The following is a 25,919-nucleotide window of genomic DNA, read 5'->3' on the forward strand; positions in this document are numbered from 1 at the left end:
AGAAGGCACAAAAGCAGGACATATATATGGAGTAAGATTTAACATTAACTTTTAAAGGAGGAGGTTTAAGATGAAGAAGTTTAAAAGTCTTTTAATCAGCATCATTGCAGTATTATTTCTTACAGGCACAGCATTGGCACATTTTGGAGTAATAATGCCATCTGATGACATTATCGGAGAGAAAGACTCAAAAAAAATCACACTGAAAGTATATTTCATGCATCCCTTTGAGCAAGAATGGCTTAACATGGAAAAACCAAAGGCTTTTGGTGTAATGCTTGGTGATGAAAAAACTGATCTGCTAAGCACCCTTGTTAACAAAAAAGTAAAGGGCAAAAACGCATGGGAGACAACTTTTACAATCAAGCGTCCGGGAGACTACATATTTTATCTTGAACCAGTTCCTTACTGGGAGCCAGCAGAGGAAAAATTCATAGCCCACTATCCAAAGGTTGTTGTTCAGGCTTTAGGAAAGGAAGAAGGATGGGATAAGGAAGTTGGACTTCCCATCGAGATTGTTCCACTTACAAGACCTTATGGGCTCTGGGTTGGAAATGTATTTCAGGGAATTGTTAAAGTTAATGGAAAGCCTCTGCCTTTTGCAGATGTTGAGGTTGAATACTTTAATGAAGGTGGTAAGGTTAAAGCACCGAAGGAGCCTTACATAACACAGGTTATAAAAGCTGATGCAAATGGTGTATTTACCTATGCAATTCCTAAGGCTGGATGGTGGGGATTTGCAGCACTCACTGATGCTCCTTACAAGATTAAAAAAGATGGGAAAGAATATCCTGTTGAGATTGGTGGAATTATCTGGGTTAAGGCAAGGGAGATGAAATAATGCATATATCTGAAGGAGTTCTTTCTGCGCCGGTTCTGCTTGCCGGCGCTGTTTTGTCTTTAATAGGGCTTACTCTTGGGCTTAAAAAAATTAAAAATGAAGATATTCCAAAGGTTGCTGTCCTTTCTTCTGCTTTTTTTGTTGCATCATTAATTCATATTCCCATAGGTCCTACCTCTGCTCATCTTGTTTTAAACGGGCTTGTTGGAATGCTCCTTGGATGGGCAGCATTTCCTGCTATATTTGTGGGACTTGTTTTGCAGGCTTTACTTTTTCAATTTGGAGGACTTACAACACTTGGAGTAAACACCTTTGCAATGGCAATGCCTGCAGTACTATCATATTATGTCTTTAGAAGGTTGTTACATAAAGGTAGAAATACTGCCTTTATTGGAGGAGCTCTTGGTGGAGCATCTTCTGTGCTTATTGGTACTGTGTTTGTAAGTCTGGCTTTAATTGAAACTGAAAAAAGCTTTATGGGAGTTGCTATAACTCTTTTTACAATGCATCTTCCAATTGCTTTGGTGGAGGGAATAATAACGGGTTTTGTTGTATTATATATTAAAAAAGTAAAACCGGAGGCATTGAGATGAAAAAGTTGCTCAATCCAGGATATTTTTGTCTTTTTTTTATAATTGTTTGCTTACAACTTCTCCTTTCCAGCGATGTTTATGCTCATAAGGTGAGCGCCTATGCATACAGGGAGGGTGATAAAGTAATTGGAGAGTGCTATTTTGTTGATGGCTCGCCCTGTAAAAACTCTAAGGTTGAGGTTTATGACAGTAGAGGTAAAAAAATTACAGAGACCACTACTGATGAAAAGGGAAGATTTAATTTTAAAACTTCAGAGACTGGAGAACTAAAAATAGTAATTCCTGCTGGAGAAGGTCACAGAGCAGAATACATCCTTGAGGCAGTTGAAAAGCCTGAAAAAAAGGAAGTAAAAAAGCAAGAACCTGTTAAAGAGACTCAGAAACAACAGATTCCTTCAGCATCAATCAATAAAGAAGAACTCAAACAAATTATTGATGAAGCAATGGAAGCAAAGCTTCAGGGATTAAGAAGTGAGATGATGGATTTGAGAAAACAGTTGGATAAAATCAGTATAAGAGACATAATTGGAGGAATAGGATATATCTTTGGGGTCTGGGGAGTAATAATGTTTATTAAAAGAAAGAAAAATGCATCTTGAAGAGTTTTCAGAGGGAAGTTCTTTTTTAAATAAGGCAGATCCGAGATTAAAAATCATAGTTTTTTCAATATTCAGTATCCTCTGTGCAACTGCTTCAGGATTGAAAACTCCATCTTTGTTTTTGCTTTATTCTATTTTTTCTGTTTTTCTTGCTCGATTAAGAATAAAGCCTCTTTTTTCAAGGCTTGGTGTGGCAAATTTTTTTATTCTTTTTATCTGGATTTTTGTTCCTTTGAGTTATCCTGGCAATAGTCATTTCTCATTCGCAGGGTTAAAGATTAGCCAGGAAGGAATTTTTTATGCATTATCAATTACACTTAAATCTAATGCAATCATTATCGCAACAATAACACTTCTTAGCACTTCCTCTGTTAATTCTTTAGCCCATGCAATGCTTCATCTTAAAGCTCCGAAAAAGCTTGTGACAGTTTTCTTTCTTTTTTATCGTTACATTACAGTTATCCATGAGGAATATTTAAAAATAAAAAGAGCTGTGCTTGCCAGGGGTTTTGTTCCAAAAACAACGCTTCACACTTACAGGACCTATGCCTACATTGTTGGAGGAATGCTTATTAAAAGCTATGAAAGAGCAGAAGAGATTTACAGGGCAATGCTTTGCAGAGGCTTTCAAGGATATTTTCCGCTTTTTGAGCATTTTCAAATAAGAAAAATTGATATAATATTCAGTGTTGTTTCAATTTTTATGTTTGTTGTAATTCTGGTTTTGGCATAATTTAAAAAATCATCAACAGGGATAGAAACATGAAAGAGCCGATTATAAGACTCAGGAATATTAATTTTAATTATGATGGAAGGGCTGTGCTAAAGGATGTAAACTTTGATGTTTATGAAGAAGATAGAATTGGTCTTATTGGACCTAATGGTTCAGGTAAAACAACTCTTTTATACATCATAATGGGATTGTTAAAACCTTTTTCTGGGACAGTTGAGATATTTGGGACAGTCAGGCAAAAAGAGAAAGATTTTATTGAAGTAAGACAAAAGATAGGACTTCTTTTTCAGGATTCAGATAGTCAGCTTTTCTGTCCAACAGTAAAAGAAGATATAGCTTTTGGACCTTTTAATCTTGGGAAATCAAAGCAAGAAGCATTAAAAATTGTAAAGGAGACCTGCGAAATTTTGGGGTTAAATGGATTTGAAGATAGATTAACCTATAAACTTTCTGGAGGAGAAAAAAGACTTGTTGCACTTGCAACAGTTATAGCAATGAGACCTGTCTGTTATCTTTTAGATGAGCCATCAAATGGTCTTGATGAAAAAACTAAAGAGAGACTTCTTCAATATCTCACAAATAATGCAAAGACCTATGTTGTTGTTTCACACGATAAGGATTTTATAGAACAAGCAACTGATAAAGTCTATCTTCTTAAAAATGGCATGATTTCTACTCTAAGGAGCTATTAAAAAGGAAATATCTTCGGTAGTTTAAAGCCCTTGCCGTGTTTTAACTGTTTCATCATTTTTTTCATCTCATTGAATTGTTTAATGAGCCTGTTAACATCTGTTACTGTTGTTCCACTTCCTTTAGCAATACGAATTCTTCTACTTGCATTTAAAATTTTCGGATTTCTGCGCTCTTCAGGTGTCATTGAATTAATTATTGCCTCAACCTTAACAAACTCTTTCTCATCAATTTTTATTTCCTTTAATATTTTATTGGCTCCTGGAAGCATTGAAAGAATGTTTTCAAGAGGTCCCATTTTTCTCATTTTTCTTATTTGATCTTTTAGATCTTCGAATGTGAATTCTTCTTTTTCGATTTTTTTCTTTAACTTTTCAGCTTCTTTTTGATCATAGGCTTTCTGTGCCTGTTCAATAAGTGTAAGAACATCTCCCATTCCAAGAATTCTATTTGCCATCCTGTCAGGATGAAACTCCTCAAGAGCGTCAAGTTTTTCACCAGTTCCAATAAGTTTTATAGGCTTACCTGTTACTTCTTTTATTGAAAGTGCAGCACCACCACGAGCATCACCATCCATTTTTGTTAGAATAACTCCTGTAATACCTATTTTTTCATTGAAGCTTTTTGCAATGTTTACTGCATCCTGCCCTGTCATGGCATCGGCAACAAAAAGAACTTCATGGGGTTTAAGAATCTCTTTTACATCTTGTAACTCCTGCATCAATTCTTCATCCACATGCATTCTTCCAGCAGTATCAACAATTACTGGATCCATTCTATCAATTACAGCTTTTTTAAGCGCTTCTTTACAAAGCTCTACTGGATTTTTAATTTCGTAAGAATGAAATACTGTAACATCTATCTGCTTACCCAGAGTAACAAGCTGCTCAATAGCTGCTGGTCTTTGAAGGTCTGCTGCAACAAGCATTGGCCTGCGACCCTGTTTTTTGAAAATTCTTGCAAGCTTTGCTGAAGTGGTTGTTTTTCCAGAGCCGTGCAGTCCAACCATCATTATTACAGTTGGTGGATTTGGGCTCAGCTGAATCTTTGCAGTGCTTCCTCCCAGCAGTTCACACAGTTCATCATAAACAATCTTTATTACCTGCTGAGCAGGGGAAAGGCTTTCAAGAATTTCTTTACCAATAGCTTTATGACGGACTCTTTCAATAAAAGATTTAACAACTTTAAAGTTAACGTCTGCTTCTAAAAGAGCGATTCTTATTTCTTTTAAAGCAGAATCAACATCTTCTTCTTTAAGAATACCCCTGCCTTTGAGTTTTTTAAATATTGCTTCAAGTTTATCTGTTAATGCCTCAAACATTAATTACCTCCTGTTTAACAGGAGCTTTTCAATTTCTTTGTTAAATAAACCAAAAGTATCCTGTGTTATCCCTCTGTATATTTTCATAATATTTTTTTTCTCATTTAAAATAAAAAAATTTGGAAACCCGTAAATATTGTAAAATTTTTTTACCTTTACATCAGCTATAAATAAAGGATATTGAATTCCTCTGCTTTTTGCAAATTCGTTGAGTTTTTGCGGCTCCTCTATTTCGTCATTAAATATAACTCCAACTATTTGAACATTTTTATTTTTGAATTTCTCATAAAGTTTGTTTATGTCCGGAATTACATAATCGCAGGCAAAACATTTATTTGAAAGAAATTCTATAACTATGACCCTACCTTTAATTTGATACAACTGCACAGGCTTGCCATTTATATCAGTTAAGAAAAAATTCGGAGCAGAGTCACCTGTTCTAAGTGCACTCTGCCCTGCTTGTGGAATTAGCAGTATAAGAATTAAGATTAAAAGCTTTTTCACAAATCAACTATTGAGGAGGCTATCCAGTTTACTTTTTAATATAGATTTTGGAACAACTCCCACTATCTGGTCAACTCTCTGCCCATCTTTGAAAAACATAATTGTAGGAATTCCCATTATTCCATAACGCGTTGCAATATCAGGATTTTCATCTGTATTAAGTTTTCCTACTTTAATTTTCCCTTCATATTCCTTAGCAAGCTCCTCTATTGTTGGAGCAATTATTCTGCATGGACCACACCACGGTGCCCAGAAATCCACCATTATTATACCTTTGGAGTTTAAAACTTCTGATTCCCATTTAGCACTTGTAAGTTCTACAATGCCTTCTGCCATTTTGACCTCCACAAAGATTTTGTAAGCAACTTTTTTTAAAATAAATTTTTCTCTCTTGTTTTGTCAATGTTAGAGTTCCTATATTTTAATTGAGCAAATGAAAAATCCTGAGCCTGCTCACTGGCAAGCTCAGGACAGCTATGAATCTTTAAATTCATTCCAGTGGAATTTTTATCTCTCTTGGCTTTGCTTCTTCTTTTCTTAAAATAACTATTTCAAGCAAGCCATTATTTAGATTCGCCTTAACAGAAGATTTATCAACATCTGTTGGTAAATTAATAGTTCTTGAAAAAGGGCCATAGCTTCTTTCATTCAAAATATAGTCTTCTTCAGAAACACCTTCAGGTTTTTTAATTTCTCCTTTGATTAGGAGTCTATCATCAGTAATTGTTAAATCTATATCCTGCTTGTCAACTCCTGGAATCTCAACCTGAATGACTAATTCATTCCCTCTTTCAAAGATATCCACATTGGGAGAAATAATTCCCTCGCTACTAACAGTCCTCTTCCTCCGAACAGGTGAAAGAAACTCTTCAAAGAGTCTGTCCATTTCCTTTCTTATTTCTTCAATCTCCTTTAAAGGACTCCATTTTACAATAGCCATTTTACACCTCCTAAATTTTTAGGCTGCTTCTGCTATAACAACTCTATTAAATATAATTTTACCATCTTTGAAATCAACTTCCACAATATCTCCTTCTTTAAAAACTCCTTCAATAAGCTTTATTGCAAGAGGGTCAAGTATCTCTTTCTGCAACACCCTTCTCAGCGGTCTTGCACCATATACAGGATCATAACCAATTCTTGCAATGTATTCTTTTGCCTCTTCTGTAAGAGTAATATCAATCTTTCTCTGCTTGAGATACTGCTTTATTCTGTTAATCTGAATTTCTATAATCTCTTTCATTACTTCCCTGCTTAATGGATTGAATATAATTATCTCATCAATCCTGTTAAGAAACTCAGGTCTGAAGAAAGCTCTTAAGTCATCCATAATTTTTGTTTTTAAATCCTTTTTCAAATCCTGCCAGTGCTCAGAGCCTGCACTTTCAAGAAACTCCTGAATATGGGCACTTCCTATGTTTGATGTCATAATTATTATTGTGTTACGAAAATCAACGGTTCTTCCATGTCCATCAGTGAGCCTGCCATCATCAAGAACCTGAAGCAGAACATTGAAGACTTCTGGATGGGCTTTTTCAACTTCATCAAAAAGAACAACACTGTATGGACGCCTGCGAACCGCTTCTGTAAGCTGACCACCTTCTTCATAACCAACATAGCCAGGAGGCGCACCAATTAGTCTGCTTACTGTATGACGCTCCTGATACTCGGACATGTCAATTCTTATCATGGCATTTTCATCATCAAAGAGAAACTCTGCCAGAGCTTTTGCAAGCTCTGTTTTACCCACACCAGTTGGTCCCAAAAACATAAATGAACCAATTGGACGATTAGGATCCTGTAGTCCTGCTCTTGCTCTTCTTATTGCATTTGATACTGCCTGAATAGCTTCATCCTGACCAACAACTCTCTGACGGAGGCGCTCTTCCATTTTAATTAACTTCTGGGTTTCGCTTTCAAGAAGTTTTTTAACAGGAATTCCAGTCCACTTTGCCACAACCTCTGCTATATCTTCTTCATCAACTTCTTCTTTAAGCATCTTTCTTTTTTTCTGAATCTCCTTCAAATGGGCATTTGCCTCATCAAGGGCTTTCTGAAGCTCAATTAGTCTGCCATATCTGAGTTCTGCTGCTCTTGTAAGGTCTCCCTGACGCTCTGCCTGCTCAGAGGCAATACGGGTCTGCTCAATCTCTGCCTTTATCTCTCTAATTTTTAAAATAATCTCCTTTTCAGCTTGCCACTGTCTGCTTAATTCCTCTTTTTTTGCAAGGAGTTGCTCTATCTCATGGGAAATCTTTTCTATCTTTTCCTTTGCGTCCTCAGTTGGCTCTTTGCTCAATGCCTGTCTTTCTATCTCAAGCTGACGGAGTTTTCTCTCAATTTCATCAAGTTCAATGGGCATGCTATCAATCTCCATTCTGAGCTTTGCTGCAGCCTCATCAATCAGGTCAATGGCTTTGTCTGGAAGGTATCTGTCAGTTATGTATCTTGCTGAAAGAACTGCAGCAGCAACCAGTGCTGAATCCTTTATCTTCACACCATGATGAACTTCATACCTTTCTTTAAGTCCTCTCAAAATTGATATTGTATCCTCAACAGTGGGCTCTTTAACCAGAATAGGCTGAAATCTTCTTTCAAGAGCAGGGTCTTTTTCAATGTATTTTCTGTATTCATTTACAGTTGTTGCACCAATGCATCTTAGTTCCCCCCTTGCCAGAGCTGGCTTGAGCATGTTTGCAGCATCAACTGCTCCTTCTGCTGCACCAGCACCTACAAGTGTGTGAAGCTCATCTATGAAAGTTATAATCCGTCCCTCTGACTGTGTAATCTCCTTAAGTACTGCCTTGAGTCTTTCCTCAAATTCTCCCCTGTATTTTGCACCTGCAAGAAGTGCTCCTATATCAAGGGCTATCAATTCCTTGTCTCTCAAAGACTCTGGAACATCGCCTGCCACAATTCTCTGTGCAAGACCTTCAACTATTGCAGTTTTACCAACACCAGGGTCTCCAATAAGCACTGGATTATTCTTTGTCCTTCTTGATAGAACCTGAATAACTCTTCTTATTTCTTCATCTCTTCCAATGACTGGATCAAGCTTACCTTTGCGGGCTAACTCTGTCAGATTTTTACCATATCTGACCAGTGCCTGATACTTTTCCTCTGGATTGGGGTCAGTTACTTGATGAACTCCTCTTATTTTCCTCATTGCATCAAGCACTTTCTGCCGGGTAACTGCCTGCTTTTTTATGGCATCAAGGGCAGGACCACCCACATCAAAAAGAGCTATAAGAAGATGCTCCACACTTATATACTCATCCTTAAGATGCTCAGCTTCTGCTTCAGCTTTCTCAAAAAGCTGATTGAGTCTTGGAGTAATGTAAATCTGCTCAAGGGGTTGAGCACCGTAAACCTTTGGGATTCTATCAATGGCTTTCTTTAAATCTGCTTTTAATGTATTTAAATCTGCTCCGCATTCTTTTAAAATACGGGGAACAAGCCCCTCAGTGTCTTCAATTAGAGCATAAATAAGGTGCTCCACATCTATCTGCTGATTACCGTGCTGAGAGGCAATTTTCTGTGCCTGTGTTATTGCTTCCTGCGTTTTATAGGTAAGTCTATCAAATCTCATAGATTTCCTCCTTAAAATTCTTCAAAAATTTTTTTAATTCTTTTTTCAATCTGCTGTCTTATGTCTTCATCAACATAGCGAAGTAATTCCTGTATGAATTGTTCCATTATCTGCATCCTTTCACGCATTCTTAAAATAATATCCACTCCAGCTCTGTTAACTCCAAATTCCTTTGTAAGTTTTATTACAAAATTAAGTCTTTCAAGATCTTCATCAGTATAAACTCTTTGTCTTTTAATTCTCCTTGGTTTTATAAAACCTTCCCTCTCATAAAGCCTCACTGTCTGAGGATGAACATTGAGCAATCTGCATACCATGCTTATCATATAGAGTCTGTCGTCCTGTCTCATGCTTACCTCCTCAACATGAATTCTCTTGGATTTTCTTTATAAAGGCGTTCGATTTTTCTGATTTCCTCCTTTTCAGAAGCTGTTAGTCCTCTGGGAACTACTATTTTTATCACAACATACATGTCTCCTTTTCTGCCACCTTTAGGAGAGGGAAATCCTTTCCCTGAAATTCTGAATTTCTGTCCACCCTGTGTTCCTTCTGGAATCTTCATTGTGACTGTATTTCCATCTGCTGTCGGAACATCCACTTTAGCTCCTAATGCAGCTTCAACGAATGTTACTGGAAGCTCAATGTATATGTCATCTCCTTTTCTGGTGAAAAATGGATGAGCAGTAACATTAACCTCAAGTATAAGATCACCATAAGGTGCACCGCCTCTACCAGCATTTCCATATCCTTTAACCTTTACTGTTGAACCATTATCAACTCCCGCTGGAATTTTTGCCTTTACTGTCTCTGTGATTAAAATTCTTCCTGTCCCACCACAATTTTTACACTTTGATGAGGCAGTCCTTCCTGTTCCCCCACAATTAGGACATGTCTGACTAACTCTCATAAATCCCCTTGAGGTTTGAATTCTTCCTGTGCCGCCACATCTTGAGCATATATCCACTTTATCAGCACCGCTTCCATGACAGAGCTGGCACTCAATGTATCTCTGATAGGTAACTGGCTTAACAGTGCCTTTATAAGCTTCTTCAAAGGTTAATATAACAGGAATAACTATATCTTCGCCCTTTGAATAGGCAGTTCTTGTTTGAGTAAATGTCTCACCGAATATATCTCCAAAAATATCTCCAAGGTCAAAGCCTTTTGTAAAATCAAAGCCACCAAAATCAAAGCCCTTAAAATCAAAGGTTTCGCCCCTGTCATACTCAGCCCTTTTCTGCGGATCACTCAGAACTGCATATGCCTCATTTATCTCCTTAAACTTCTCCTCAGCCTCTTTATTTCCGGGATTTAAATCAGGATGATACTTTCTTGCAAGCTTACGATAAGCCTTCTTTATCTCTTCCTGTGTAGCATCCTTGCTTACACCGAGAATTTTATAGTAATCTTTGCGTTCCATAAAACCATTTTAACATATTGAGTTAATTTATATCAATATCATGAGATTGCCAATAAAAAATGTTATTTTGAGGCTTTTCATTGTTATTCTGAACAAAGCGAGGAATCTTCTTGTCTTTTATACACTGGTAATAGTCAGAAATTCCTCAGGACATTGAGTCTTTCGCAAAGACAGGAAACGCAATGTTTTGTTGCCTCTATTGGCAATTTTAAGAAGTGAGATTCTGTAGGCAATTTGAATAAAAATGTTAAAATAAAAAATTAATTCACAGAATATAGGAGGTGGGAAATGAAATATGTTAAAGGACTAAGATGCAGGGAATGCGGCAGAGAATATCCTGTAGAGCCTATATATGTATGTGAATTCTGCTTTGGTCCTCTTGAGGCAGTCTATGACTATGCAAAAATAAAGAAAGCCCTTTCAAGGAAAACTATAGAAAAAAGACCAAAAACACTATGGCGATACAAAGAGCTCTTACCAATAGATGGTGAGCCCCAGGTGGGACTTAATTCAGGTTTTACGCCTCTGGTAGAAGCTAAAAATCTTGCAAAATATCTTGGAGTAAAAGAGCTTTACATAAAAGATGATACAGTTGCCCATCCCACCCTTTCATTTAAAGATAGAGTTGTTGCAGTAGCACTTACAAAAGCAAAAGAATTTGGATTTGATACTGTTGCATGTGCCTCTACAGGAAATCTTGCCCATGCTGTTTCAGCGCACGGTGCAAAGGCAGGATTTAAGAGATTTATTTTTATTCCTGCTACTTTAGAGCAGAGCAAAATAGTTGCTTCCATTGTTTATGAGCCAAATCTTGTTGCTGTTGATGGTAACTATGACGATGTAAACAGACTTTGCAGTGAAATTGCAAACAAATACAAATGGGCATTTGTAAATATAAACATTCGTCCCTTTTATGCAGAGGGTTCAAAAACAATAGGGTTTGAAATAGTTGAACAACTTGGCTGGAAAGCACCAGACAGTATTGTAGTGCCCTGTGCAAGTGGCTCACTTCTTACAAAGGTGTGGAAGGCACTTAAAGAGTTTAAAGAGTTGGGAATTCTTAAAAATCTTGAGACAAAAATATACGGTGCACAGGCAACTGGATGCTCTCCAATTTCAACAGCTTTTAAACAGGGCACAGATGTTATAAGACCTGTAAAACCTAATACTATAGCAAAATCTCTTGCCATTGGAAATCCTGCTGATGGATACTATGCTTTGCAAGCTGTAAAGGAAAGTGGAGGTGCTATGGAGGATGTCTCTGATGAAGAAATAATTGATGCAATAAAGCTTCTTGCAAAAACAGAAGGAATTTTCACAGAGACAGCAGGAGGCGTTACTGTTGCATGTTACATTAAGCTTTTAAAAGAAGGTAAAATTGATAAAAAAGACACAACAGTGCTTTGCATTACAGGGAATGGACTTAAAACATCAGAGGTTTTAAATGGCAGAACAGCGGAAGTCTATCAGATAAAACCAAATCTTGCTTCCTTTGAAGAAGTTTTGAAAATAATTAATGAAAGAGGGAGGTAAAAATGGCAGTAAAAGTTTTAATACCAACACCACTGCAAAAACTTACAGGTGGAAAAGATGTGGTAGAGGCACCAGCTGGAAAAATTATAGATATAATTAATGCGCTTGATAAACAATATCCAGGGCTTGCAGAAAGGCTATGTCAGGATGGTAAGATAAGAAGGTTTATTAATGTTTATGTTAATGAAGAAGATGTTAGATTCCTTCAAGCAGAGGAAACTGTGGTGAAAGAGGGAGATGAAGTTTCAATTGTTCCTGCCATTGCAGGAGGCAGATGCTGAGTTTTATCTTGAGCGAAGTTTTTGAACTATCGCTCAGAATGACGGTAAGGAGGAGTTTATGGGCGAGATTAAAAAATTAAGAGTAAGGCTCACATTTCCTCAGGAATTGATCAAAGAGCCTGTGCTTTTTAGAATGGCAAAAAAATATGATGTCATGCCAAATATTCGTAGAGCAAGAGTTACTGATACATTTGGAGAAATGATACTTGAACTTGAAGGGCTGGAGGAAAATCTTAATGAAGGAATTAATTCCCTCCGTGAGCAGGGAGTTGTAGTTGAATTAATAGAAGGAGACATAATTGAATAGCCATGAATACAAAATCACCATGGAAAGGAATTATAAGAGAGTATTACGAATTTTTCCCTGTTAATGAAAAAACTCCAATTGTCACTCTTTTGGAAGGCAATACTCCACTTATAAAGGTAAACAATCTTACCAAACAACTTAATATGGAGCTTGAGCTTTATCTCAAATTTGATGGTGCAAATCCAACAGGTTCTTTTAAAGACAGAGGAATGACACTTGCAATTTCAAAAGCTCTGGAGGAAGGCTCTCGTGCAGTGATATGTGCTTCAACAGGAAACACTTCAGCATCAGCTTCAGCCTATGCTGCAAGAGCAGGGATTAAAGCAATTGTTATTATTCCTGAAGGAAAAATTGCAACAGGAAAGCTTGTTCAGGCAATGGTTCATGGAGCTACAGTTATTCAGATTCAAGGAAACTTTGATCAGGCTTTAAACATTGTCCGAGCAATTGTTAAAGAGTATCCTATTACTCTTGTTAATTCGATTAACCCCTACAGGATTGAAGGGCAAAAATCTGCAGCCTTTGAAGTCTGCGATCAGCTTGGGCAGGCTCCTCAGTATCATGCTTTGCCTGTGGGAAATGCCGGGAATATATCAGCTTACTGGAAGGGATATAAAGAATACAAAGAAAAAGGAAAAATTAATAACTTACCAAAAATGCTTGGATTTCAGGCAGCAGGAGCAGCTCCAATTGTTCTCGGCAAGCCAGTTGAACAACCTGAGACAATTGCAACAGCAATAAGAATAGGAAATCCTGCGAGCTGGGCTACAGCTGTCCAGGCAAGAGATGAATCTGGGGGAACGATTGATATGGTCACTGATGAAGAAATACTTAAAGCCTACAAAATGATAGCCTCATTTGAAGGAATATTTTGCGAGCCAGCTTCTGCAGCTTCTGTTGCTGGAGTTATAAAGCTTTACAAGCAGGGATATTTTGAAAAAGGCTCCACTGTTGTATGCACCCTTACTGGAAATGGACTTAAAGATCCTGATACAGTTTTTAAGGTCTCAGACATCCCTCATGTTTTACCAGCAAATCTTGACAATGTAAGAGCCTTTGTGGAGAAGCTTTTATGAAATACATTGTAGTCATTCCTGATGGTGCAGCAGATTATCCAATTAATGAGATTGGTGGGCTTACACCTCTTCAGGTTGCCAGAACTCCCAATATGGACTGGCTTGCTTCTAATGGAATAGCAGGCTCAGTTAGAAATATTCCACAGGGTTTTCCACCTGGAAGTGATGTGGCAAACCTGAGTATTCTTGGTTATGATCCAAAAGTTTACTATACAGGCAGAGCGCCTCTTGAAGCTGTTAGCATGGGATTGAATTTATCAAAAAATGATGTGGCATACAGATGCAATCTTGTAACATTAAAGTTTTCAGATAAGAAGAGAATTTTTATGGAGGATTACTCAGCCGGGCATATAACCACAGAAGAGGCAAAAATTCTTATTGAAGATTTAGATAAAAAACTTGGCAGTGATACTTTGAGATTTTACCCGGGTGTAAGTTATCGTCACATAATGCTTTGGAAAAATGGCTCAGAAGAGGTGGAATGCACTCCACCTCATGATATCACGGGAAGAGAGATTTCAATGTTTCTTCCTATAGGCAGGCATGCCCAGTTTTTGAAAGAGATTATTTTCAAATCAATGGATATTCTTAAAGATCATCCAGTTAATAAAAAAAGAACTTCCGAAGGTAAAAAACCTGCAAACAGTATCTGGCTATGGGGGCAGGGACGGACTCCTTCTTTACCAAAGTTTCAGGAAAAATATGGCCTTTCAGGTGCGCTCATTTCTGCAGTGGATCTTACAAAGGGAATTGGTATTTTAGCAGGATTTCATATCATAAATGTTCCAGGTGCAACAGGTTGGATAGACACAAATTATTCAGGAAAGGCTGAATATGCTCTTAACGCTCTTGAGAGAGTTGATTTTGTCTATGTTCATATAGAAGCACCTGATGAGGCAGGACATCAGGGTGATTATAAATTAAAAATTAAGGCTATTGAAGATATTGACAACATTGTAGTTGGAAGAATTCTTGAGGAAGCACCCAGAAGATTTAAAGATTTTAGAATTCTTCTTCTTCCAGACCATCCAACTCCTGTAACCATAAAAACTCATACTGCTGAGCCTGTCCCATTTGTAATTTATGATAGTAGTAATTCTGAGCAAAGCGAAGCATCTCATCAAGAGCATACAAACAAAAGAAAATTTTCCGAGGAGATCCTAAACCATCCTGATTTAGTTATAGAAGAAGGCTACAAACTTATGGATTTATTTATTCTTAAAAATGTCTAATTTTATAGATATTGTCTTTCATATTGACATTTATCTTGAAACTCTTTTTTCTCAAATTGGTAACTGGATTTATGTTGTCCTTTTCTTTATTGTTTTCTCTGAAACAGGATTTGTTATAACGCCATTTTTGCCTGGTGATTCTCTTTTATTTACTGTAGGAGCCCTGTCTTCAAGACAACTGCTTTGTCCTTGGAGTTCTTTAATAGTATTAAGTGTTGCTGCTACAGTGGGAAACACTGTAAATTATCACATCGGAAGATTTGTTGGGCCGAAAGTTTTCTCAAAGGAAAACTCCTTTTTTTTCAATAAAAAGCATCTTTATACAACTGCCCAATTTTATGAAAAACATGGAACAAAAACAATAATAATTGCCAGATTTTTACCAATTATAAGAACCTTTGCACCATTTGTAGCAGGAATAGGAAGAATGAGATATCTAAAATTTCAGATTTACAATATTTTTAGTAGCATTCTCTGGAGTGGCTCTTTAATTGCCACAGGTTATTTTTTCGGAAATCTTCCCTTTGTAAAAGAGAACTTTTCCATGTTCATACTTGGTATTATTATTGTTTCAGTAATACCGAGCATATGGAAAGCTATATCAATAAAAAGGAGTGAGGCAAAATGATACCAATAAGAGATTGTCTTCCAAGAAAATATACTCCCTATATGACATGGTTAATTATAGCTTTAAATTCAGTTATCTTTATTTTTGAACTCATGTTCCCAAGAGAGGATTTAGACTATCTATTTCACATATTTGGTGTGGTTCCTGCAAAATACATGCTTGTAGCATCCCTTCCTTTTGATCCTTTTTATTATCTTCCCTTTTTAACGAGCATGTTTCTTCACGGAGGATGGTTTCATCTTATAAGTAACATGTGGGTTATGTTTATTTTTGCTGACAATGTAGAAGACAAGATGGGTTCTTTCAGGTTTTTAATTTTTTATCTTCTTTGTGGATTTGGAGCAAGCTGGATTCACTGCCTCATCAATCCAGCTTCAACTATACCTACAGTTGGAGCATCTGGTGCAATTTCAGGTGTTTTAGGTGCCTATATGGTGATGTTTCCTCATGCAAGGGTTATAACTCTTGTGCCAATACTGTTTTTCCCTTTCTTTTTTGCACTTCCTGCATTTTTTTACATTTTCATGTGGTTTTTAATTCAACTGTTTTCAGGACTTGGCTCCCTTCTTACACCAGCAGATGTAGGAGGAGTTGCCTGGTGGGCACATGTAGGAGGCTTTCTATTTGGAATTATTTTACACAGAATTTTTGTAATCAAAAAACGACTTCGCATATACGATGACCACTTTGACTATTACTGTGCATGGGGAAGGTGGTAAAAAGCAGGGGTGGTGCAAGCCACCCCTTTGAAATTAAAGAATGGGGAGATATCTTTCTATTTCATAGGGGAAGATTCTTATGCGATAGTCATCCCATTCTTTCTTTTTGCTCTCAATGAGATTTGTGAATATATGGTCTCCTAAAGTTTCTCTAAGTAATTCGCTTTTTTCAGCATACTCAATGGCTTCTATTAAACTTCCGGGAAGGTTATCAATTCCAAGTTCCTTTCTTTCTTCTGGATCAAGATGATAAACATCTTTTTCAATTGGCTCAGGTAGTTTATATTTCTTTTCCACTCCTGTCAATCCTGCATTTAACATACATGCAAAGGCAAGGTAGGGATTGCATGAAGGGTCAGGACTTCTTAACTCTATTCTTGTTGCTTTTTCTTTGCCTGGTTTGTAAAGTGGAACTCTTATAAGAGCAGATCTGTTTCTTCTTGCCCAGCAGATATAAACAGGAGCTTCATAACCTGGAACAAGTCTTTTGTATGAATTAACCCACTGGTTCAAAACAAGGGTAATCTCTTTTATATGGGTTAAAAGTCCTGCTATGTAACTTTTTGCAATATCTGAAAGATAGTATTTGTCTTTTGGATCGAAAAAGACATTTTTATCACCTTTAAACAGGGACTGATGAGTATGCATTCCGCTTCCGTTTTCGCCAAAAAGAGGCTTTGGCATAAAAGTGGCATAAACACCGTGCTGTTTTGCAATCTCTTTAACTACAACTCTATAGGTCATAACAATGTCAGCCATTTGAAGAGCTTCAGCATATCTCAGGTCTATTTCATGTTGAGATGGTGCAACCTCGTGATGGGAGTATTCAACTTTAATACCCATTTGTTCCAGTGCAAGGATTGTGTCTCTACGAAGATCTTCTGCAGCATCCAGTGGATAGTCAAAATATCCACCTTCATCAAGAATTTCTGTGTTTTTGTCTGATTTAAAGTAGAAAAACTCGAGTTCTGGACCAAGATAAAAGGTATAACCTTTTTTCGCAGCTTTTTCAAGATTTAATTTTAAAATATATCTTGGATCACCTTTGTAAGGAGTTCCATCAGGTTCATAAATGTCGCAGAACATCCTTGCTACTGCGCTTTCTTTTGGTCTCCATGTAAGAATTGCAAAGGTTGTTGGATCCGGTCTTGCAATCATGTCTGACTCATCAATTCTTGCAAAACCATGAATTGATGAACCGTCGAATCCCATGCCCTCTGAAAAGGCAACTTCAAGCTCTTCCACTGGAACAGCAAAACTTTTTAGTTGACCGAGAATATCAGTAAACCATAGTCTTACAAACTTGACATTCAGTTCTTTGATCAGCTTCATAACATCCTTTTCATCTCTTGGTTTTGTGTAAGTCATAATATCCTCCTACATTTTATTTTTTATTGAGGCAATGCCCCTTAATTTTAAAATCGAATTTAAGCTATTTAAAGTATAATACTTTAACAACCTTTAATTTAATTGAACGGCTAACGGTTACCATATAGTATATTATTAAAATAAATTTTTTGTCAAAAATTCGAATTCCAATCGGTATTCTGAAGTATTTTATAATTTTTTGCTTTGTCATTTTGAAAAATTCTGAACATTTGAACAATTTTTTTGCCTTTGTATTGGTTTTGGAAACAATTAAAGATTCCTTGCATCCGTTGAGGATGCCTGTGTCTTCTCTGGTTGAGCTTCTTCAATCAAAAGAATAGGGATGTCTTCTCTTATTGGATAATAGACAGAGCAGTTTTTACAAACAAGTCTTTCCCTGTCTTCTTCATAAATTAAATCTCCTTTGCATTTTGGACAGACTATAATTTCAAGAAGCTCTTTACTAAGAGGCATTGATTATTCTCCTTAATCTTTTCAGAGTTTTTTCCTTGCCAACAATTTCTAAAACTTCGTATATTCCAGGACTTACAGTATTGCCTGTTATGGCAACTCTAACTGGCTGAGCAACCTCAGCAAGCTTCAATCCTTTTTCATTTACCATGTCCATAAATATTTTTTCAATTTTATCCTGAGTAAAATCTTCAAGTTGAGCAAGTTTTTCTGTGAGTTCTTTAAGAATTGCAATAGTCTCAGTAGTTATATATTTTTCCTTTGCCTTTGGATCAATTTCAACGTACTCTAAAAAATAATATCTCATTGCATGGGCAAGTTCTCGAAGTGTTCTACATCTTTCTTTAAGGGATTTTATAGCTTTACACACCCATTGTAAATCAACAGTTTCATTTTCTCTCAAATATCCTTCCTTTATAAGAAAAGGTTTTACAAGTTCAAAAAGTTTTTCTTCAGGAGTTAATTTTATATATTCACTATTAAGCCAGAGAAGTTTCTCTGGATCAAAAACAGCATTTGCCTTTCCAACCTGTTGTAGATTGAAATACTTTATTAATTCTTCTCTGGTAAAAATTTCCTGATCTCCATGAGACCATCCAAGACGAGCAAGATAGTTGACAACTGCATCTGAAAGATATCCTTCATCTCTGTAGGCAAGAACACTTGTCGCACCGTGCCTTTTACTTAAACGAGATCTGTCTTTTCCAAGAATCATAGGAATGTGAGCAAACTCTGGAGGATTCATTCCAAGAGCATGATAAATATGAATTTGCTTTGGAGTATTATTAAGGTGGTCTTCGCCTCTTATTACATGGGTTATTTTCATTTCAAAGTCATCAACAACAACGCAAAAATTATATGTAGGAGTTCCATCACTTCTCAGTATTACCAGGTCTTCGAGCTCACTGTTTTTAAAGGTAACAGCACCTTTTACGAGGTCATTAACCACTGTTTCACCTTCAAGAGGCATTTTAAACCTTATTGCAAAGGGTTTATCAAGCTTTTCAGTAATTTCTCTGCAACGTCGGTCATATCTTGGTGGTTTTCCTTCTTTCATTGCTTTTTGCCTTCTTTCTTCTAATTCCTCTGGAGTGCAGTAGCAGCAATAGGCTTTTCCTTCATTAAGAAGTTTGTAAGCATATTTTTTATAAATTTCCATTCTATCAGTCTGTCTGAATGGGCCTTCATCCCAGTTGAGCCCGAGCCATTTCATGGCTTCTATAATTGATTCAATGTATTCTTCAGTGGAGCGTGACCTATCAGTGTCTTCAATTCTTAATATAAATTTTCCACTGTAATGTCTTGCAAAAAGCCAGTTAAAAAGAGCTGTTCTTGCTCCTCCAATATGAAGATGCCCGGTTGGAGAAGGTGCAAATCTAACCCTTACCATTTATCCTCCTTTACTAAAGCTGATTAATAAATTTAGTATACACTTTGGCATAATTTTTATGCTATATTAGCATTATGACAACAAAACCTTTTACAGAAAAAATGCCTCTTGGCGCTTTCCTTCTAAAAAAAGGTAAAATTTCTGAGAAACAACTAATTGATGCTCAAGCACTTCAGAAAATTGAAGGTATAAAGATTGGTGCCGCACTGGTAAAGTTAGGTTATATAACAGAAGATGAGCTTGTGCAGGCTATGAGTGAGCTTTATGGATTCCCTGTATTTAAAATGGATTCTCACAAAATTGACCATTCAGTAATTAAGCTTCTTCCAGAGGATGTAATAAGAAAGTATAAGATATTGCCAATTTATAGAGAAGGTAACATAGTAAAGGTTCTTACAACTGATCCAGCTAATGAAATAGCTCTGGAACAGCTTAAATTTTTTTTAAGTGGTTTTAAAATAATTTTTTACATAGGAAAGGATTCAGATTTTAAAACTCTGATAAATCAATTTTTTGGAGAACAGGATGAAATTTATGCTTCCCAGAATATTCACGAACTTGTTGAAATAGTCTCTAAGGAACCCTCTTCAGCAGAGCCACAAGAGGAAATTCGACCAGAAGCAGAGGGTCCTTTAGTTAGAGTTGTCAATCAGATAATGTTGAATGCTCTTTCAAAAAGAGCAAGCGATATTCACATAGAGCCCTTTGAAGACAGTGTATATGTAAGATACAGAATAGACGGAGTCCTTCATGATGTTTTAACTTTGCCAGCACAATTAAAAGGAAATCTGACTTCAAGAATAAAGATCCTATCAAATCTTGATATATCAGAAAAAAGGCTTCCCCAGGACGGAAGAATGAAGATGAAAGTGGGTAAAAAAGAAGTTGATTTTAGAGTCTCAACTCTTCCATCAATGTTTGGCGAGAAAATTGTATTAAGAATCCTTGAAAAAGGCTCTCTTCAGCTTGATCTTACGCGTCTTGGTTTTGAAGAAGAATCTCTTGAATTTTTCCTTGAAGCTTTAAGTAAACCATATGGGATGATACTTGTGACAGGTCCTACTGGTTCTGGTAAAACAACCACATTGTATTCAGCTTTAATGAAACTTAACAGACCAGAGGTAAATATTATGACTGTTGAGGATCCTGTTGAATACACCCTTCCGAGAATTACACAGGTTCAGGTTCAGGAAGAAATAGGAAAAACCTTTGCTCAGGTATTGAGGTCCTTTTTAAGACAGGATCCTGATATAATCATGGTTGGTGAGATAAGAGACTTTGAAACTGCTGAGATTGCTGTAAAAGCAGCACTCACAGGGCATCTTGTTTTAAGCACACTTCATACAAATGATGCACCAAGCACCATTACAAGATTAGTAAACATGGGGATAGAGCCTTTTTTAATTTCCTCTTCCGTAATTCTGATTGTAGCCCAGAGACTTATAAGAAAACTATGTGAAAACTGTAAAAGAGAACAAAAGTATTCAAAAGATTCTTTAATAAAATTCGGATTTCCTGAGGACAGGCTTGATGGATTAAAAATTTATGAAGCAAAAGGATGTCATGAGTGCAATCAAACAGGTTATCGTGGAAGAATTGCAGTTTATGAAGTGATGCCTATAAAAGAGGAAATTAGAGAATTGATTCTTACAGGTGCTTCTGCAAGTGAGATCAAGAAAGAAGCTATAAAACTTGGTATGCTTACTTTAAGGCAGTCGGGAATAAGAAAAGTAATGGCAGGAATAACAAGCATAGAAGAAGTTTTAAGAGTTACTGTGGAGGACTGATGGACAAGCTTGAGATATTGCTTAAAGCTGCTCCAAAGATAACAAGAGAGAAAAACCTTAATAATCTTATTGAGATTCTTTCTAATCTTGCAAAGGAGATAATTGAGGTTGACCGTTGTAGTCTCTTTATCATAGATGAACCAAAAAAGGAGCTTTATACAATATTTGCCCATGGAGTAAAGGAAATTAGAATCCCATTGACTTCTGGGATTGCAGGGCATGTTGTAAAAACAGGAAAAACATATGTTACTGAGGATGCTTACAAAAGCAAATTTTTTAATCCAGAAGTTGATAAAATATCGGGATACAGAACAAGAAATATTCTCGCTGTTCCAGTTATTAATTCAAAAGGCAAGGTAATTGGTGTGTATCAGGCGATAAACAAATCTGGTAAATTCAACAGCTCAGACATTAAGCTAATGAAACTTATTGCAGAGTTTGCTGGAGCAGCCATTGAAATGAGGATGCTTTATGAAAAAATAAAGGAAATAAATAAAAAAGCTCTTATAAAACTTTCAAAAGCAGCAGAATACAAAGACCCTGAAAGCCTGAGTCATTTATTAAGGGTTGGGTTAATTTCAAGTTTAATTGCAGAAAAACTCGGAATAGATGAAGAAAAATGTGAATTATTAATGTTAGCTTCAACAATGCATGACATCGGAAAAATCGGGATTCCAGATAAAATTCTTCAAAAATCCGGCAGACTGGAACCTGATGAGTGGGAAATAATGAAAAAACATCCAATAATTGGATATGAGCTTCTTTACGATGAAGAAAGTGAACTTCTACAGATGGCAGCCATAATAGCTCTGGAACACCATGAAAGATGGGATGGAAAGGGTTATCCATTTGGTAAAAAAGAAAATGAAATATCTTTATGGGCAAGAATTGTAAGTGTGGTTGACAACTTTGATACCCTTACAACAGATAAAGATGACAGAGAATCATGGAGCATTGATAAGACAGTCAGTTATATGGAAGCCATGAAAGGAAAAGCTTTTGATCCCAGGATTGTTGATGTTTTCTTTGAAAATATTGAAAAAATAATTGAAATAAAAGAAAAATATAAGGATTAATGGAAAAAGAAATTTTTTCAGAGCATTTTAGGGCACTTCTTGAGTTTTCAGCAATAATTAATTCATCTCTTGAAATTGAAGAAATAAGAAAGAGAGCCTGCAAAGCAATAATAGCTCTTGTCAATTGCGAGGCTGCAAGTCTTCTGCTTTTTGATAAGGAATCAGAAGAGCTTTATTTTGATGTTGCTCTTGGAGAAAAAGCTCATAAAGTAAAAACAATAAGACTTAAATTGGGACAGGGTATTGCTGGATGGGTTGCCCAGAAAAAACAGGCAGTTATAATAAATGATGTTCAGAACGATCCAAGATTTTTCAGAGGAGGAGATGAAAAATCAGGTTTTACAACAAAAACCATGATTTGTTTACCAGTAATGATTAAAGAAAAGCTTCTTGGAGTGATTCAGGCAATAAATAAAAAGAACGGTTTTTTTAATGAATATGATTTAGAGTTACTCAAGGCATTAAGCAGTCAGGTTGCAGTGGCAATAGAAAATGCAAGACTCTATGACGAACTTAAACAAACTTTTTATGAAATTGTTTTTGCCCTTGCAGATACCATTGAAAAAAGAGATCCCTATACAGCAGGTCATACAAAAAGGGTTATGGATTATTCTGTTGCGATAGCGATTGAGATGGGGCTTGGTAAAGAAGAAATTGAAAAACTCAAGCTCGCAGCAATACTACATGATATAGGCAAGATTGGTATAAGAGATTCAATTTTACTTAAAACCGAAAGATTAACAGATGAAGAGTATAAAATAATACAAAATCATGCAATTTATGGAGCAGAAATTCTTCAACATGTAAGACAGCTTAAAGACATTATTCCTGGAGTAAAATATCATCATGAAAAATTTGATGGCTCAGGATATCCTGAAAGACTAAAAGCGCAAGAGATTCCTTTAATTGCAAGAATTATTGCAGTGGCTGATACTTTTGATGCAATGACAACAGATAGACCCTACAGAAAAGGGATGAGCATTGAGGCAGCAATACAAGAATTGAAAAATAATGCTGGAACTCAATTTGATTCTGAGGTGGTTGAAGCCTTTCTGAAAGCATTAAATAAAATGAGGTGAGCTTTGAGAATAAAAGTTCTTGGTGCTTCTGGCTCTGATCTTCCAGGATATCATCTTTCATCTTTTCTTTTAAACAATAAAATACTTTTTGATGCAGGAGGTATTACAGGCTCTTTAAGCTTTAGAAATCAACAGAAAATAGAGCATATATTTATAACTCATGCTCATCTTGACCATATAAGAGATATCCCATTTCTGGCTGATAATCTGATTGTGAGCGGTAAAGGGAAAAGTATAAAAATTTATTCCATAAAGGAAGTTCTTGAGGATATAAAAAAACATTTGCTCAATCACAGACTATGGCCAGATTTTACAGTTATTCCAGATGTTCAGAACTCAATTTTAAAACTTGAGATGATCCAAGAAGAAAACCCAATTTTAATAGATGGATATAAAATAACAGCTTACAGAATGAATCACACAGTGCCATCAGTTGGCTATCTCGTCGAAAAAGATGGTCAAGCTTTCTTTTATACTGGAGATACAGGACCTCTGAAGAATTCCTGGAAAAAGCTTTTAGACAAGAAATTAAATGCATTAATAATTGAAGTTTCTCTCCCGGATAAAATGAAAGAACTTGCAATAAAAACAGGACATTTAACTGCAGAGCTTCTTTTTGAAGATTTAAAATTTTTCAAGTACAAACCCGAAAAAATTTTTATAACCCATATAAAGCCTTTTTACAGAAAACAGATTGAGAAAGAACTAAAGAAGTTTCCTGACTACAGAATAAAGATTCTTCAGGGAGTAGAAATAATAAAGTTTTAATGAGGGTTAAAAATAAAGAACTCATAGCCGCCTTATTTATTGCTGTTGTTTTCTTGTGTCTTTTTTATATAAAACCCCGACCACTTGAAATCATTGATATGAAAATATATGATTTATTTTTCCATGTTCGTGGTAGAGAAAAACCTCCTGAGAACATAGTTATTGCAGCAATTGATGAAGCTTCTCTTGAAAAACTTGGCAGATGGCCATGGAGCAGAGACAAGATAGCAAGACTTATAGATAAGCTTTCAGAATATGGAGTTGCTGTTATTGCTGTGGATATTATTTTTAGCGAGTCTGAAAAAAATGATCGTTTATTGGCTGAAAGTATATCCAGAGCAGGTAATGTTATTTTACCTGTTGTTTTCTTTTTTGAAGCGGAAGACGCACCGAAAGAAGCTGAAATAACCGAGTCAGCTTTTTATATTTTAAATCCTGAAAGATTTAACAAATATCAACCTGTTTCATCAAAAAGCGTTCTTGTTCCTGAAAGTATCCTTTCTCGGAGCGCAGCAGGATTTGGACATATAAACATGTTTCCTGATTCTGACGGAACAATAAGATGGGAAGTTTTGTTTATTAACTACTACGGATATATGATACCAGGACTTTCTCTTAAAACAGCAGCAATGTATCTCGGAATTCCTCCGGAAAAGCAATTGATTGATGCGACAAAAGGAGTTTATCTTGGCAGAAGATACATTCCCACTGACCCCTGGGGGAAAATTTTAATTCCATACTACGGAGATAATGGAACTTTCAAATATATTTCAATTGCTGATATAGTTGAAAACAGAGTTAAAAAAGAGGAGCTGGAAGACAAAATTATCCTTATTGGTGCTACTGCTGTTGGTATTTATGATTTAAGAGTAACTCCAATGAGTTCAGCTTTGCCAGGTGTGGAAAAACATGCAAATGTAATTGCTTCACTTATAGAAGGAAAAAGCATCCTTCCAGTTTCTAACTATATTGTTATTTTATTGATTTTAGTTTCAGTATTTTTAGCAATATTTCTTTATCAGAGATTGAAAGCAGGATATTGTTTAATTGTTTTGCTGATTTTAATGAGCGGAGTTTTTATCTCATCTTTCTATTTATTTACAAAGGGTACATGGCTTTCTGTTATTTATGTTTCAGGAGGTTTATTAATTCATTTTCTGACAACAATCACATTAAGGTATGCATATTCTGAAAAAGAAGCGAGGCGAATAAAGAAAATATTTTCCAGCTATGTTACAGAAAAAGTAGTTAATGAACTTATTAAAAACCCATCAATGGCAAAACTTGGTGGAGAAAGAAGAGAAGTTACTGTATTATTCTCTGATATCAGAGGTTTTACAACTCTGTCTGAAAAACTTCTTCCTGAAAGGGTTGTTGAACTTCTCAATGAGTATTTTGCTCAGATGGCTGAGATTATTTTCAAATGGGAAGGAACACTTGATAAATTCATAGGTGATGCAATAATGGTTTTCTGGAATGCACCACTTCCACAGAATGACCATGAACAAAGAGCCCTGAACTGCGCAATAGAGATGATAAAAAGGCTGCGAGCTTTATGTAAAAAATGGGATGAAGAAGGTAAACCTCAATTAAAAATTGGCATTGGTATAAATACAGGAGAAGCTCTTGTTGGTAATATTGGTGCAGAGGGTAAAAAGATGGATTACACTATAATTGGTGATAGTGTAAATCTGGCATCAAGACTTGAAGGTTTAAATAAGGAGTTTAATTCTGAAATAATTATATCTGAATTTACATTTAAAAAATTGCAGGAAAAGATTGAGACTGGTTTTTTTGGTGCAATAGATGTAGAAGAACTTGGTGAGATATCAGTAAAGGGGAAAGAACAACCTGTTAAAATTTTTAAGATTTCTGTTAAGTAGTTAAAAATATTAGAATTTTCCATTATTTTCT

At 36.0% G+C, this 25,919-nt stretch carries 27 protein-coding genes; 17 read left to right on the forward strand and 10 right to left on the reverse strand.

What is annotated here, in order from left to right; all coding sequences use genetic code 11:
- Positions 1–70 precede the first annotated feature (70 nt).
- Genes ACP5O9_RS02600 through ACP5O9_RS02620 form a run of 5 tightly spaced genes read left to right on the forward strand, consistent with a single transcriptional unit; the run spans position 71 to position 3,458 of the window.
- Complete coding sequence (locus ACP5O9_RS02600) at positions 71–841, forward strand: DUF4198 domain-containing protein (protein ID WP_353686121.1); 771 nt, start codon at positions 71–73, stop codon at positions 839–841.
- Positions 841–1,434 carry a cobalt transporter CbiM gene (gene cbiM, locus ACP5O9_RS02605; protein ID WP_353686120.1) on the forward strand — a complete coding sequence of 198 codons (594 nt, stop codon included), beginning with the start codon at positions 841–843 and terminating at the stop codon, positions 1,432–1,434. Before ACP5O9_RS02600 ends, cbiM begins: the two co-directional genes overlap by 1 nt.
- Positions 1,431–2,033 carry a hypothetical protein gene (locus tag ACP5O9_RS02610; RefSeq protein WP_353686119.1) on the forward strand — a complete coding sequence of 201 codons (603 nt, stop codon included), beginning with the start codon at positions 1,431–1,433 and terminating at the stop codon, positions 2,031–2,033. The genes cbiM and ACP5O9_RS02610 overlap by 4 nt, the downstream gene beginning before the upstream one ends.
- Positions 2,023–2,766 (forward strand): cobalt ECF transporter T component CbiQ, encoded by a 744-nt coding sequence (gene cbiQ / locus ACP5O9_RS02615; RefSeq protein ID WP_424905059.1) that lies wholly within the window; start codon positions 2,023–2,025, stop codon positions 2,764–2,766. Before ACP5O9_RS02610 ends, cbiQ begins: the two co-directional genes overlap by 11 nt.
- Positions 2,767–2,795: 29 nt before the next feature.
- Positions 2,796–3,458 carry an energy-coupling factor ABC transporter ATP-binding protein gene (locus ACP5O9_RS02620; RefSeq protein ID WP_353686117.1) on the forward strand — a complete coding sequence of 221 codons (663 nt, stop codon included), beginning with the start codon at positions 2,796–2,798 and terminating at the stop codon, positions 3,456–3,458.
- Here the strand turns inward: ACP5O9_RS02620 and ffh are convergent.
- From ffh to dnaJ, 7 genes are all read right to left on the reverse strand, one after another.
- Entirely contained in the window at positions 3,455–4,777 is a 1,323-nt protein-coding gene (gene ffh, locus ACP5O9_RS02625) for a signal recognition particle protein (protein WP_428723385.1), read from the reverse strand. The genes ACP5O9_RS02620 and ffh overlap by 4 nt on opposite strands.
- A gap of 3 nt (positions 4,778–4,780) precedes the next feature.
- On the reverse strand, positions 4,781–5,281 hold the full coding sequence (locus ACP5O9_RS02630; RefSeq protein ID WP_424905061.1) for a peroxiredoxin family protein: 501 nt from the start codon (positions 5,279–5,281) through the stop codon (positions 4,781–4,783).
- A 3-nt stretch (positions 5,282–5,284) separates the two neighbouring features.
- Complete coding sequence (gene trxA / locus ACP5O9_RS02635; protein WP_353686114.1) at positions 5,285–5,617, reverse strand: thioredoxin; 333 nt, start codon at positions 5,615–5,617, stop codon at positions 5,285–5,287.
- A gap of 154 nt (positions 5,618–5,771) precedes the next feature.
- The gene (locus ACP5O9_RS02640) at positions 5,772–6,221 is read right to left on the reverse strand and encodes an Hsp20/alpha crystallin family protein (RefSeq protein WP_428723386.1); all 450 of its coding nucleotides are present in this window, start codon (positions 6,219–6,221) and stop codon (positions 5,772–5,774) included.
- Positions 6,222–6,239: 18 nt separating this feature from the next.
- Positions 6,240–8,870 (reverse strand): ATP-dependent chaperone ClpB, encoded by a 2,631-nt coding sequence (gene clpB / locus ACP5O9_RS02645; RefSeq protein ID WP_428723387.1) that lies wholly within the window; start codon positions 8,868–8,870, stop codon positions 6,240–6,242.
- Positions 8,871–8,881: 11 nt separating this feature from the next.
- A complete protein-coding gene (locus tag ACP5O9_RS02650; protein WP_353686111.1) occupies positions 8,882–9,220 on the reverse strand; it encodes a MerR family transcriptional regulator in 339 nt (112 codons plus the stop codon).
- A 2-nt stretch (positions 9,221–9,222) separates the two neighbouring features.
- Positions 9,223–10,290 carry a molecular chaperone DnaJ gene (gene dnaJ / locus ACP5O9_RS02655; protein WP_353686110.1) on the reverse strand — a complete coding sequence of 356 codons (1,068 nt, stop codon included), beginning with the start codon at positions 10,288–10,290 and terminating at the stop codon, positions 9,223–9,225.
- Positions 10,291–10,578: 288 nt separating this feature from the next.
- Between dnaJ and ACP5O9_RS02660 the strand changes: the two genes are divergently transcribed.
- The 7 genes from ACP5O9_RS02660 to ACP5O9_RS02690 are packed head-to-tail and all read left to right on the forward strand — an operon-like array spanning position 10,579 to position 16,066.
- On the forward strand, positions 10,579–11,823 hold the full coding sequence (locus ACP5O9_RS02660) for a threonine synthase (RefSeq protein ID WP_428723388.1): 1,245 nt from the start codon (positions 10,579–10,581) through the stop codon (positions 11,821–11,823).
- Between the two features lie 2 nt (positions 11,824–11,825).
- A complete protein-coding gene (locus ACP5O9_RS02665; protein ID WP_353686108.1) occupies positions 11,826–12,104 on the forward strand; it encodes a MoaD/ThiS family protein in 279 nt (92 codons plus the stop codon).
- A gap of 58 nt (positions 12,105–12,162) precedes the next feature.
- Positions 12,163–12,411, forward strand: a complete 249-nt coding sequence (locus ACP5O9_RS02670) for an NIL domain-containing protein (protein WP_353686107.1) — start codon at positions 12,163–12,165, stop codon at positions 12,409–12,411.
- Between the two features lie 2 nt (positions 12,412–12,413).
- The gene (thrC, locus tag ACP5O9_RS02675) at positions 12,414–13,487 is read left to right on the forward strand and encodes a threonine synthase (RefSeq protein ID WP_428723389.1); all 1,074 of its coding nucleotides are present in this window, start codon (positions 12,414–12,416) and stop codon (positions 13,485–13,487) included.
- The gene (locus ACP5O9_RS02680) at positions 13,484–14,719 is read left to right on the forward strand and encodes a cofactor-independent phosphoglycerate mutase (RefSeq protein WP_353686105.1); all 1,236 of its coding nucleotides are present in this window, start codon (positions 13,484–13,486) and stop codon (positions 14,717–14,719) included. Before thrC ends, ACP5O9_RS02680 begins: the two co-directional genes overlap by 4 nt.
- On the forward strand, positions 14,712–15,347 hold the full coding sequence (locus ACP5O9_RS02685; RefSeq protein WP_353686104.1) for a DedA family protein: 636 nt from the start codon (positions 14,712–14,714) through the stop codon (positions 15,345–15,347). The genes ACP5O9_RS02680 and ACP5O9_RS02685 overlap by 8 nt, the downstream gene beginning before the upstream one ends.
- The gene (locus ACP5O9_RS02690; RefSeq protein WP_353686103.1) at positions 15,344–16,066 is read left to right on the forward strand and encodes a rhomboid family intramembrane serine protease; all 723 of its coding nucleotides are present in this window, start codon (positions 15,344–15,346) and stop codon (positions 16,064–16,066) included. Before ACP5O9_RS02685 ends, ACP5O9_RS02690 begins: the two co-directional genes overlap by 4 nt.
- Before the next feature lie 33 nt (positions 16,067–16,099).
- On the opposite strand, the gene ACP5O9_RS02695 is transcribed toward ACP5O9_RS02690, so the two are convergent.
- The 3 genes from ACP5O9_RS02695 to gltX all read right to left on the reverse strand — a co-directional run bounded on the left by ACP5O9_RS02695 (position 16,100) and on the right by gltX (position 19,295).
- Complete coding sequence (locus ACP5O9_RS02695; RefSeq protein ID WP_428723390.1) at positions 16,100–17,434, reverse strand: glutamine synthetase family protein; 1,335 nt, start codon at positions 17,432–17,434, stop codon at positions 16,100–16,102.
- Between the two features lie 270 nt (positions 17,435–17,704).
- Entirely contained in the window at positions 17,705–17,908 is a 204-nt protein-coding gene (locus tag ACP5O9_RS02700) for a Trm112 family protein (RefSeq protein ID WP_353686101.1), read from the reverse strand.
- Complete coding sequence (gene gltX, locus ACP5O9_RS02705) at positions 17,898–19,295, reverse strand: glutamate--tRNA ligase (protein ID WP_353686100.1); 1,398 nt, start codon at positions 19,293–19,295, stop codon at positions 17,898–17,900. The genes ACP5O9_RS02700 and gltX overlap by 11 nt, the downstream gene beginning before the upstream one ends.
- Before the next feature lie 74 nt (positions 19,296–19,369).
- Here gltX and pilB point away from each other — a divergent pair, with 74 nt between their 5' ends.
- The 5 genes from pilB to ACP5O9_RS02730 are packed head-to-tail and all read left to right on the forward strand — an operon-like array spanning position 19,370 to position 25,888.
- A complete protein-coding gene (gene pilB, locus ACP5O9_RS02710; protein ID WP_353686099.1) occupies positions 19,370–21,082 on the forward strand; it encodes a type IV-A pilus assembly ATPase PilB in 1,713 nt (570 codons plus the stop codon).
- On the forward strand, positions 21,082–22,158 hold the full coding sequence (locus ACP5O9_RS02715; RefSeq protein ID WP_353686098.1) for an HD domain-containing phosphohydrolase: 1,077 nt from the start codon (positions 21,082–21,084) through the stop codon (positions 22,156–22,158). Before pilB ends, ACP5O9_RS02715 begins: the two co-directional genes overlap by 1 nt.
- On the forward strand, positions 22,158–23,237 hold the full coding sequence (locus tag ACP5O9_RS02720; RefSeq protein WP_353686097.1) for a GAF and HD-GYP domain-containing protein: 1,080 nt from the start codon (positions 22,158–22,160) through the stop codon (positions 23,235–23,237). The genes ACP5O9_RS02715 and ACP5O9_RS02720 overlap by 1 nt, the downstream gene beginning before the upstream one ends.
- 3 nt (positions 23,238–23,240) lie before the next feature.
- Positions 23,241–24,005 (forward strand): 3',5'-cyclic-nucleotide phosphodiesterase, encoded by a 765-nt coding sequence (locus tag ACP5O9_RS02725; RefSeq protein WP_353686096.1) that lies wholly within the window; start codon positions 23,241–23,243, stop codon positions 24,003–24,005.
- Positions 24,005–25,888 carry a CHASE2 domain-containing protein gene (locus ACP5O9_RS02730; RefSeq protein ID WP_428723391.1) on the forward strand — a complete coding sequence of 628 codons (1,884 nt, stop codon included), beginning with the start codon at positions 24,005–24,007 and terminating at the stop codon, positions 25,886–25,888. Before ACP5O9_RS02725 ends, ACP5O9_RS02730 begins: the two co-directional genes overlap by 1 nt.
- The last annotated feature ends 31 nt before the right edge of the window (positions 25,889–25,919 follow it).

Origin of the sequence: Thermodesulfovibrio sp., from assembly GCF_049969575.1 — a bacterium.
In the GTDB taxonomy this organism is placed as follows: Bacteria; Nitrospirota; Thermodesulfovibrionia; order Thermodesulfovibrionales; family Thermodesulfovibrionaceae; genus Thermodesulfovibrio; species Thermodesulfovibrio obliviosus.

What these genes read in the sequence shown, in the direction of transcription:
- ACP5O9_RS02600 (WP_353686121.1), top strand. Translation starts at nt 71, where the DNA reads ATGAAGAAGTTTAAAAGTCTTTTAATCAGCATCATTGCAGTATTATTT.
- cbiM (WP_353686120.1), top strand. Translation starts at nt 841, where the DNA reads ATGCATATATCTGAAGGAGTTCTTTCTGCGCCGGTTCTGCTTGCCGGC.
- ACP5O9_RS02610 (WP_353686119.1), top strand. Translation starts at nt 1,431, where the DNA reads ATGAAAAAGTTGCTCAATCCAGGATATTTTTGTCTTTTTTTTATAATT.
- cbiQ (WP_424905059.1), top strand. Translation starts at nt 2,023, where the DNA reads ATGCATCTTGAAGAGTTTTCAGAGGGAAGTTCTTTTTTAAATAAGGCA.
- ACP5O9_RS02620 (WP_353686117.1), top strand. Translation starts at nt 2,796, where the DNA reads ATGAAAGAGCCGATTATAAGACTCAGGAATATTAATTTTAATTATGAT.
- ffh (WP_428723385.1), bottom strand. Translation starts at nt 4,777, where the DNA reads ATGTTTGAGGCATTAACAGATAAACTTGAAGCAATATTTAAAAAACTC.
- trxA (WP_353686114.1), bottom strand. Translation starts at nt 5,617, where the DNA reads ATGGCAGAAGGCATTGTAGAACTTACAAGTGCTAAATGGGAATCAGAA.
- ACP5O9_RS02640 (WP_428723386.1), bottom strand. Translation starts at nt 6,221, where the DNA reads ATGGCTATTGTAAAATGGAGTCCTTTAAAGGAGATTGAAGAAATAAGA.
- clpB (WP_428723387.1), bottom strand. Translation starts at nt 8,870, where the DNA reads ATGAGATTTGATAGACTTACCTATAAAACGCAGGAAGCAATAACACAG.
- ACP5O9_RS02650 (WP_353686111.1), bottom strand. Translation starts at nt 9,220, where the DNA reads ATGAGACAGGACGACAGACTCTATATGATAAGCATGGTATGCAGATTG.
- dnaJ (WP_353686110.1), bottom strand. Translation starts at nt 10,290, where the DNA reads ATGGAACGCAAAGATTACTATAAAATTCTCGGTGTAAGCAAGGATGCT.
- ACP5O9_RS02660 (WP_428723388.1), top strand. Translation starts at nt 10,579, where the DNA reads ATGAAATATGTTAAAGGACTAAGATGCAGGGAATGCGGCAGAGAATAT.
- ACP5O9_RS02665 (WP_353686108.1), top strand. Translation starts at nt 11,826, where the DNA reads ATGGCAGTAAAAGTTTTAATACCAACACCACTGCAAAAACTTACAGGT.
- ACP5O9_RS02670 (WP_353686107.1), top strand. Translation starts at nt 12,163, where the DNA reads ATGGGCGAGATTAAAAAATTAAGAGTAAGGCTCACATTTCCTCAGGAA.
- thrC (WP_428723389.1), top strand. Translation starts at nt 12,414, where the DNA reads ATGAATACAAAATCACCATGGAAAGGAATTATAAGAGAGTATTACGAA.
- ACP5O9_RS02680 (WP_353686105.1), top strand. Translation starts at nt 13,484, where the DNA reads ATGAAATACATTGTAGTCATTCCTGATGGTGCAGCAGATTATCCAATT.
- ACP5O9_RS02685 (WP_353686104.1), top strand. Translation starts at nt 14,712, where the DNA reads ATGTCTAATTTTATAGATATTGTCTTTCATATTGACATTTATCTTGAA.
- ACP5O9_RS02690 (WP_353686103.1), top strand. Translation starts at nt 15,344, where the DNA reads ATGATACCAATAAGAGATTGTCTTCCAAGAAAATATACTCCCTATATG.
- ACP5O9_RS02695 (WP_428723390.1), bottom strand. Translation starts at nt 17,434, where the DNA reads ATGACTTACACAAAACCAAGAGATGAAAAGGATGTTATGAAGCTGATC.
- ACP5O9_RS02700 (WP_353686101.1), bottom strand. Translation starts at nt 17,908, where the DNA reads ATGCCTCTTAGTAAAGAGCTTCTTGAAATTATAGTCTGTCCAAAATGC.
- gltX (WP_353686100.1), bottom strand. Translation starts at nt 19,295, where the DNA reads ATGGTAAGGGTTAGATTTGCACCTTCTCCAACCGGGCATCTTCATATT.
- pilB (WP_353686099.1), top strand. Translation starts at nt 19,370, where the DNA reads ATGACAACAAAACCTTTTACAGAAAAAATGCCTCTTGGCGCTTTCCTT.
- ACP5O9_RS02715 (WP_353686098.1), top strand. Translation starts at nt 21,082, where the DNA reads ATGGACAAGCTTGAGATATTGCTTAAAGCTGCTCCAAAGATAACAAGA.
- ACP5O9_RS02720 (WP_353686097.1), top strand. Translation starts at nt 22,158, where the DNA reads ATGGAAAAAGAAATTTTTTCAGAGCATTTTAGGGCACTTCTTGAGTTT.
- ACP5O9_RS02730 (WP_428723391.1), top strand. Translation starts at nt 24,005, where the DNA reads ATGAGGGTTAAAAATAAAGAACTCATAGCCGCCTTATTTATTGCTGTT.